Below are 7,302 nucleotides of genomic sequence, written 5' to 3' on the forward strand. Positions count from 1 at the left end.
CGCTTAGGCGCGGGCCGTTACAGCGTCAATCAAGCCGCCTTCAAAAAACCGTGAATAGCACCGCCAATACAGCTGGCATGGCAATCGCGGCGACCCATAATTTCAAACGGTCGGCGACATATTGCGTTTCCAGTCCATCATCTGGACGGGCGGTCGCACATAGTTTCTGCCAACGCCGTTCCAAATTCCGGCAAAAGGGGATGACGGCAGCAACAAAAAGGACCAAGACAAAATACGGAAAAATCGACATGCCGCTCGATTCAATCGTCGGCGTCACCAAAAATATCAGCACCAATGTGTAGACAACTAACGCAATAGCGACATGGTCAGACATGCGTTTTGCATAGCTTTTATAGGCGCGCAGATGCGCTTCTTGGGCTTTTGCCATTTTCTCTCTCCTCTTCCCTGTCACAAGACTGTCACGTTCAGGAAGAGGTTTCAAGCAAATTTATATGCGCTTAAGGTAGCCCAAGAATCTTGTGGTTTTGCAAAGACAAGCGCCATTTTGGACGCGCCATCACGAAACGCGTCGCCTCTGATACGCTGGTTGCGTTCAACGCGGCCTCTCCCATGTCCATGGGCTGAATAAGGAAATGGGCAAATTGCCATTGTTCCATGGCATCAAGGTCGCTTGTCGGTTGTGGCCACACCAATTTCAATTCGTCGCCAGTGCGTTGAATGACGTCCGATCCCGCCTTTGGGCTGATGCATATCCAATCAATGCCGGGATGCACCACTATGGTGCCATTGCTTTCAATCGCGATCTGGAAAGCGTGGGCGTGGAGCGCGTCGACGATCCCGTCATCCACTTGCAGCATGGGTTCGCCGCCGGTAATCACGACATAGCGGCTGTCCATGCCATCGCCCCACAGCTCGGCGACCTTCGCTGCCAGCCCTTCGGCGTCATAACGTCCGCCATTTTCGCCGTCGGTGCCGACAAAATCAGTGTCGCAAAATTGGCAAATGGCGCTGGCGCGGTCGGCCTCTCGTCCGCTCCACAAATTGCAGCCTGAAAAGCGTAAGAACACCGCGCGGCGGCCCGCATGGACGCCCTCCCCCTGCAAGGTCAGAAAAATCTCTTTAACCGCGTAGCTCATGCATAAACCGTCGGGTCAGGCAGGCCAGCATCGGCAAATCCCTTCGCGCGCAGACGGCAAGCATCGCATTGACCGCAGGCCTTATTATCAGGGCTTGGGTCATAGCAGGACCAGCTCATCCCCGCATCCAACCCAAGCCGTGCAGCCTCCCGCGCGATGTCGGCCTTGGTCATATGCAGCAAGGGCGTGTGCACGGTAAAATGATCGCCCTCGACGCCTGCCTTGGTCGCCAAATTGGCCGTTGCCTCAAACGCGCGGATGAAATCGGGGCGACAATCGGGATAGCCTGAATAATCGAGCGCATTGACCCCAATCCAAAGGTCGCGGGCATCGCGCGCTTCGGCCAAGCCAAGGCATAAGGACAAAAATATCGTGTTGCGCGCCGGGACATAAGTCACCGGAATAAAGCCAGACTCCACCCCCTGTTTGGGCACAGCAATATCCGCCGTCAACGCCGACCCGCCAAAGCGCGTCAAGTCCAGCGGCAATACAATATGCTCCTTGGCCCCCAAATGCGCGGCAATGCGGGCTGCGCTGTCCAGTTCAATACGGTGACGCTGATTATAATCGATGGTCAACGCAATCAGATCATAGCCCGCCTCGCGCGCCAATCCGGCCACAACCATGGAATCAAGACCGCCGGACAAAAGGACGATTGCGGATTTAGTATATGTGCTCATGCCGCCCCCATAGCCGCTGGTCATGGGCAAAGTCGAGACTGCGTTATTGAGGTGGTTGGGGTTTTCGCGATCTCTATAAACAACACCTTCCGTCATCCTGAAACCGAAGGCGTGCAGAGCACAACGCGTTTCAGGATCTTACTTAAGCACCGCCGCGAAGAAATAATAAGATGCTGAAACAAGTTCAGCATGACGGGTCGTTTCGGGGATGACTTAGTTCCCCTCCCGCTCGCGGGAGGGGTTAGGGGAGGGCATCTGCCTTCAATGTTCTCACGCGCGCCTGCGGCTCGCCCCTCCCCCGCCCCCTCCCGCAGGCGGGAGGGGAGTTTGCTATGGTCGCCACGCCCCCGCCTGCATGCGAGAGGCTTCGCCAAAGTTATCCCCTCACCCCAGCGCAGGCTGGGGCGACTGCGTTTGTTGCTGAATGGGGTGTTTTGGGGGATGACGCAATTGTCACCGGAACTCTCCACCCTTTCGTCTTCTTGGAGCCGAAGGCAACTTCATCATTGACTGGTTGCAGACAAGCGAGCATCCTCTTCCTATAATCATAGGAGATGTTCATGCGGGTTATTCGCTGGCCTTTTATCAGCCTCATGTTGCTGGCCGTAAGCGTGCTTATGACGGCAGAAGCTAAGGCTGAAACCACGTCTTCTGGCAGTGCAGCTTACAAAAACTATTGCGCGGAATGCCACAATGCCAACCTGTCAGGCGGTGCCCATGGTGTTGCTTTAACCGGCGAGCGGTTCCGGACCCGATGGGGCAAAGGCGGCGTGCCGCCCTTGGCCACCTTCATCCGCAGCATGATGTCTATGAACGTGCCCGCTAACGCCCCGCCCTCCGTGGTCAACGACATCGCCGCTTTCCTGCTGCGCAGCAATGGCATTGCGGTAAGCGAGTTAAAACCAGCAGTAAGCGAACAAAAACCAGCGGCCAGCGAACAAAAGCCAGATCAAACCACGTGGCAAGGGGCTGCTGGCGTCATGGAGGCAGCCCAACGGGCCGGTGGCTGGGTAAACCGCGAAGCACCGCCGACGTCACCGGTTACCGATGCGATGCTGCAAAACCCACCCGCCACAGATTGGCTCCAGTGGCGCCGCACTGAAGATGGACAGGGCTTTAGTCCATTGTCGAGCGTCAACACCAAATCGGTCGGTCGCCTGCGGCTCTCTTGGGCGATGACGATGAAAGAGGGCAGTAATCAGCCCACCCCACTCATCCATGACGGCGTAATGTACCTGACCCATCCGGGCAATGTGGTGCAGGCAATCGACGCCGCTAGCGGCAGTTTGCTGTGGGAATATGCCTACCCACATCCCGAAGACTCACGCACGCTAGGTGGACCTACACGCAATATCGCGCTGTATCAGGACAAGGTATTTCTGGCGACTTACGACGCCGCCATTGTGGCGCTGGAGGCGCGTACCGGCAAGCTGCTGTGGCGCGCAGTGAAGGCAGACTATCGTCAAGGCTACACGCATACGGCGGGGCCATTCATCGCTGGTGGCGTCGTGGTGAGCGGTATCAACGGCTGCGAACGCTACAAAAAGACAGGCTGCTTTATCACCGGACACGACCCAAGCACAGGCAAGGAATTGTGGCGCACCTCCACCATCGCACTGCCCGGCGACCCCAATGATGCCAGCTGGGCGGGCCAGCCCGTTGAATTGCGCGGCGGCGGCGACAACTGGATTACCGGTAGCTATGACCCGAAGTTAAACCTATATTACTTCGGCACCGCCCAAGCGAAGCCTTGGGTAGCAGCCAGCCGCGGCATGACTGCAGCGGATGCAGCCCTCTACACCAACTCGACACTGGCACTCGACCCGCGCACTGGCAAATTGCAATGGCACTTTCAGCACGTACCGGGTGAAACACTCGACATGGAAACCGGCTTCGAACGCGTGCTGGTAGATATCGGGCCGGACAAATTCGTGCTCACTGCTGGTAAGGATGGCCTGTTATGGAAACTCGACCGTCGTAACGGCAAGTTTGTGGCTGTCACCGAAACGCTTTATCAAAATATCTTCAAATCCATAGACCATAAAACTGGTCGCGTGGAATACCGCGATGACATCATGAATGCAGGGGTGGATGACACGGTGTCGGTCTGTCCGAGCATCTATGGCGGCCACAATTGGCAGGCCAGCGCCTATGACCCGCCCAGCAACTTGCTGTTGTTGCCATTGCACCAATTATGCGTCGACATGACCGGCCGTGCCGTGGAGCGCAAAGAAGGCGGCGGCGGTTATGGCGGCGAATCCACCATCCACCCCATGCCTGGCGCCGACGGCATGCTCGGTCGCCTGAGTGCCATCGATGTCACGACGTTAAAGCCGCGCTGGTCACATACCCAGCGTGCCATGTTCATGACCTCTGCACTGACCACCGGTGGTGGTCTGGCGTTCATTGGCGACATCGATCGTTACTTCAAGGCCTTTGACGTGAATACCGGCGCTGTGCTCTGGCAAACACGCCTTGGTTCAGCGCCGCATGGCTACCCAGTGACTTATGCGGTAGGTGGCAAACAGTATATCGCCGTGACCACGGGCATGGGCGTGTTCAAGCTGGTGACGGCGCAACAAAGCCCAGATATCTACCAGCCGAGCGGCGGCAACATGCTATATGTGTTTGAGCTGGCCGACTAACGAGCCCGCGATCTGCCAAATTACCGGTGTCGGTCGCGGCGTAGCCTAGCGTCCGGACCTATTAAACTGGCGTAAGTTTAAAAGGTCAGGTTACTGAATAAAAAGGGCTGACGATAGTGTCTGTCAGCATCGCGTCTTCGACGATTCGACCCTGTGGATAACTTCTGCTAACAGGATGCGTTTCCGATTCGTTTGTATCTTTTACGTAACGGAAAATCGCGTTCTTTGGGGGGAGAATATAAGTGAGCTTTGTTCCAAAAGACCCGCTTGTGGGCGAGATGGAATTGATTGGCGCGAGGCTTAATCAAGCACGCATGACAGCTAATCTCGCTCTCCAAGATATCGCAGATCGCACAAAAATTTCAGTGCGTTTTTTGACCGCAATCGAGAATGACGACTTTTCGGCCTTGCCCGGCAGTGTTTACATTTTCGGTTTTACAAGAGCCTTTGCCCGTGCAGTAGGTCTGGACGAGGACAGCCTATTAGCGGCGCTTCGAGAAAAGATGCATTTAGCTGGAATTGATTAACCAGCAGTCCTTGCACTATAGCTGCTTTGCCGCCTACGATGTTGGCCAAGGCCACGGATGACAATCATCTCCATCATGAAATGATATGGCTAAGCTCGTCGGGGCGGGATACGCCAAGACAAGCGCATAGATGCTGGGTTGGTTTTTTGTAGACACGGAAAAAAGGAGAAGCAAATGACAGGGCAACTTGCGGGAAAAACGGCGATCGTAACGGGAGCCGCTAGCGGTATCGGGCTAGCAATTGCGCGTCTCTATTTAGCTGAAGGCGCAGAAGTGCTGGCCGTGGATCAGCAGGGCTTTGACGCAGCGGATCTGCAAGCGAGCGACAAGCTTGCGCTCCTTTTGTGCGACATTACGACACCCAATGCCGCAGAAACAATCGTCGAAACCGTCCTAGCCCGCTTCGGCAAGGTGGACATCCTTGTCAACAACGCGGGAATTTGCTTGCCAGGCACGGTTGAAGACCAGACGCCGGAAAGCTGGTTGAAAACGATGGAGGTCAACGTCACGGCCCCCTTCATGATTACACGTGCCGTCCTGCCGCACATGAAATTGCGCCGGTCTGGCCGGATCATTAATCTCGGTTCAATCATGTCTGACTTTGGCGGGCCTTCGCTTTGCGCATATGGCACCAGCAAGCACGCCATTGCGGGCTTTACCAAATCACTATCAGCTGATCTGGGTCAATTTGGTATAACTGCAAATTATCTGCAACCCGGCGCAATAATGACGCCATTGGCTGCGCCTTCTATGGCAGACCCAGCCTTTCGCGCTTATTGGGAAGAAAAAGCGCCGGTTGGCCGTATTGGAGAGGCGCACGAAGTTGCCGCTGCGGCGCTTTTTCTGGCAACAGACAGCGCGAGTTATGTGAGCGGAGCTGGCATCAAAGTATGTGGAGGCGCAATTTCGCGGTTCTAATGCGGGAGAAAACGACTGGGCAGCGTCGGGATGGATGTGACGGTACCCAGTTGCTTTCACTTGGCTCAGGGCCGCTTGACCCCAGAAGCTGCGCTCTTTCAAGCCTCATAAGGGCCACATGCCATCACGCTCAGCCCTTTGTCTTGCACAGCTAAGATGGCGAGATACGGGGCATGCGACTGGACCAAAGCGTTACAAATCCGCATCGCTCATAAGCAAGCATCCATGCTTTCACGGGCGAGAGCGACAAGCTTTGGAAAGCTTTTGGCGCGCTCTGTCGCGTGCGCGGATGCCGCCGTGCCGCGAATTACCCGCCCCTTGATGCCGTGGAAAATTGCGGCAAGTCGGAAAAAATTGAACGTGACATAAAAGGCGTAGTCGGCCTCAGAAATCAACGCGCGGTCAGTTCGGCGACAATATGCGGCGAGATAGTCTGCCTCAGATGGAATTCCGAGCTGCGTTAAATTGGCATCCCCTAAACCTGCCACAATGTCTGGCGGCATCCGAAACATCATCGCATGATAAGCAAAGTCGGCCAGCGGATGTCCTAGGGTTGATAATTCCCAATCCAGAACCGCCAGCACACGTGGTTCTGTCGGATGAAATATCATGTTATCGCAGCGAAAATCGCCATGAACGATACTAGTCTCATCGCCGAGCGGAATATTGGCCGGCAGCCATTCTACCAATTTGTCCATTTCCGTATCGCGCCCTGCATCGGCATCCTCAAGATACTGCTTCGACCAACGCGCAATCTGTCGCTCAAAATAATTGCCAGGCCTGCCGAAATCAGAAAGGCCAACCGAGGCTGGATCAATTTTATGAAGGGCCGCAATACTAGCATTCATCGCATCAAAATAGTCGGCCCGTTCGTCCGTTGCGACATCGGGAAATGTCGCATCCCAAAAAATCCGTCCTTCAACCATCTCCATGATAAAAAACGAAGTTCCGATAATGCTATTATCTTCACAAAGACCGTAAACCTTGGCCACGGGAAAACCGGTAGAACCAAGCGCTGATAAAATTCGCGCTTCACGATCAACCGCATGGGCACCCTTTAACAAATCACCCGGTGGCTTGCGGCGTAACACATACGACTTTGTTTTCGTTATGAGCTTATAAGTAGGATTAGATTGGCCGCCTTTAAATTGTTCGACCGTAAGAGGCCCCGCAAAGCCCTCAACATTTCCAATCATCCAATCAACCAATGCCTGCTCGTTGAACAGATGTTCTACCCTAACTGGCGTTGTGCCCATATTTGCATCTGTGCCCGTAATCATAATCTCAACTCCACAAGCAGAATTTACGGGCGCAACAGGTCCCGGCCAATAATCATACGCATAACCTGATTGGTCCCTTCAAGGATGGAATGTACGCGCAAATCGCGCCAGAAACGTTCGATAGGATAATCACGCAAATAGCCATAGCCGCCAAA

Annotated in this window: 8 protein-coding genes; 3 read left to right on the forward strand and 5 right to left on the reverse strand. The window is 54.9% G+C overall.

Annotation, left to right across the window (positions count from 1 at the left end; genetic code table 11):
• Positions 1–40: 40 nt before the first annotated feature.
• From ACILP3_RS03750 to queC, 3 genes are all read right to left on the reverse strand, one after another.
• On the reverse strand, positions 41–388 hold the full coding sequence (locus ACILP3_RS03750) for a hypothetical protein (RefSeq protein WP_395615332.1): 348 nt from the start codon (positions 386–388) through the stop codon (positions 41–43).
• A gap of 70 nt (positions 389–458) precedes the next feature.
• Positions 459–1,097, reverse strand: a complete 639-nt coding sequence (queE, locus tag ACILP3_RS03755; RefSeq protein WP_395615333.1) for a 7-carboxy-7-deazaguanine synthase — start codon at positions 1,095–1,097, stop codon at positions 459–461.
• Entirely contained in the window at positions 1,094–1,777 is a 684-nt protein-coding gene (queC, locus tag ACILP3_RS03760; RefSeq protein ID WP_395615334.1) for a 7-cyano-7-deazaguanine synthase QueC, read from the reverse strand. The genes queE and queC overlap by 4 nt, the downstream gene beginning before the upstream one ends.
• A 560-nt stretch (positions 1,778–2,337) precedes the next feature.
• On the opposite strand from queC, the gene ACILP3_RS03765 reads away from it, so the two are divergent.
• The 3 genes from ACILP3_RS03765 (at position 2,338) to ACILP3_RS03775 (ending at position 5,867) form a co-directional block, all read left to right on the forward strand.
• A complete protein-coding gene (locus ACILP3_RS03765; protein ID WP_395615335.1) occupies positions 2,338–4,422 on the forward strand; it encodes a PQQ-binding-like beta-propeller repeat protein in 2,085 nt (694 codons plus the stop codon).
• A 242-nt stretch (positions 4,423–4,664) separates the two neighbouring features.
• Positions 4,665–4,949, forward strand: coding sequence for a helix-turn-helix domain-containing protein (locus tag ACILP3_RS03770; protein WP_395615336.1), 285 nt, complete (start codon positions 4,665–4,667; stop codon positions 4,947–4,949).
• Positions 4,950–5,123: 174 nt separating this feature from the next.
• Complete coding sequence (locus tag ACILP3_RS03775) at positions 5,124–5,867, forward strand: SDR family NAD(P)-dependent oxidoreductase (protein WP_395615337.1); 744 nt, start codon at positions 5,124–5,126, stop codon at positions 5,865–5,867.
• Positions 5,868–6,076: 209 nt separating this feature from the next.
• Here ACILP3_RS03775 and ACILP3_RS03780 read toward each other — a convergent pair whose 3' ends face one another.
• Together ACILP3_RS03780 and ACILP3_RS03785 are read right to left on the reverse strand one after the other, a co-directional pair.
• Entirely contained in the window at positions 6,077–7,147 is a 1,071-nt protein-coding gene (locus tag ACILP3_RS03780; RefSeq protein ID WP_395615338.1) for a phosphotransferase, read from the reverse strand.
• Between the two features lie 23 nt (positions 7,148–7,170).
• Positions 7,171–7,302, reverse strand: a 132-nt coding sequence (locus ACILP3_RS03785; RefSeq protein WP_395615341.1) for an acyl-CoA dehydrogenase family protein, incomplete at its 5' end; no start/stop codon positions are given.

It is taken from the genome of Sphingorhabdus sp. (genome assembly GCF_044239665.1).
GTDB lineage: Bacteria > Pseudomonadota > Alphaproteobacteria > Sphingomonadales > Sphingomonadaceae > Sphingorhabdus_B.

Bases quoted from the DNA above. Each gene is read 5' to 3' on its own strand.
- ACILP3_RS03750 (WP_395615332.1), bottom strand. From the start codon at position 388: ATGGCAAAAGCCCAAGAAGCGCATCTGCGCGCCTATAAAAGCTATGCA.
- queE (WP_395615333.1), bottom strand. From the start codon at position 1,097: ATGAGCTACGCGGTTAAAGAGATTTTTCTGACCTTGCAGGGGGAGGGC.
- queC (WP_395615334.1), bottom strand. From the start codon at position 1,777: ATGAGCACATATACTAAATCCGCAATCGTCCTTTTGTCCGGCGGTCTT.
- ACILP3_RS03765 (WP_395615335.1), top strand. From the start codon at position 2,338: ATGCGGGTTATTCGCTGGCCTTTTATCAGCCTCATGTTGCTGGCCGTA.
- ACILP3_RS03775 (WP_395615337.1), top strand. From the start codon at position 5,124: ATGACAGGGCAACTTGCGGGAAAAACGGCGATCGTAACGGGAGCCGCT.
- ACILP3_RS03780 (WP_395615338.1), bottom strand. From the start codon at position 7,147: ATGATTACGGGCACAGATGCAAATATGGGCACAACGCCAGTTAGGGTA.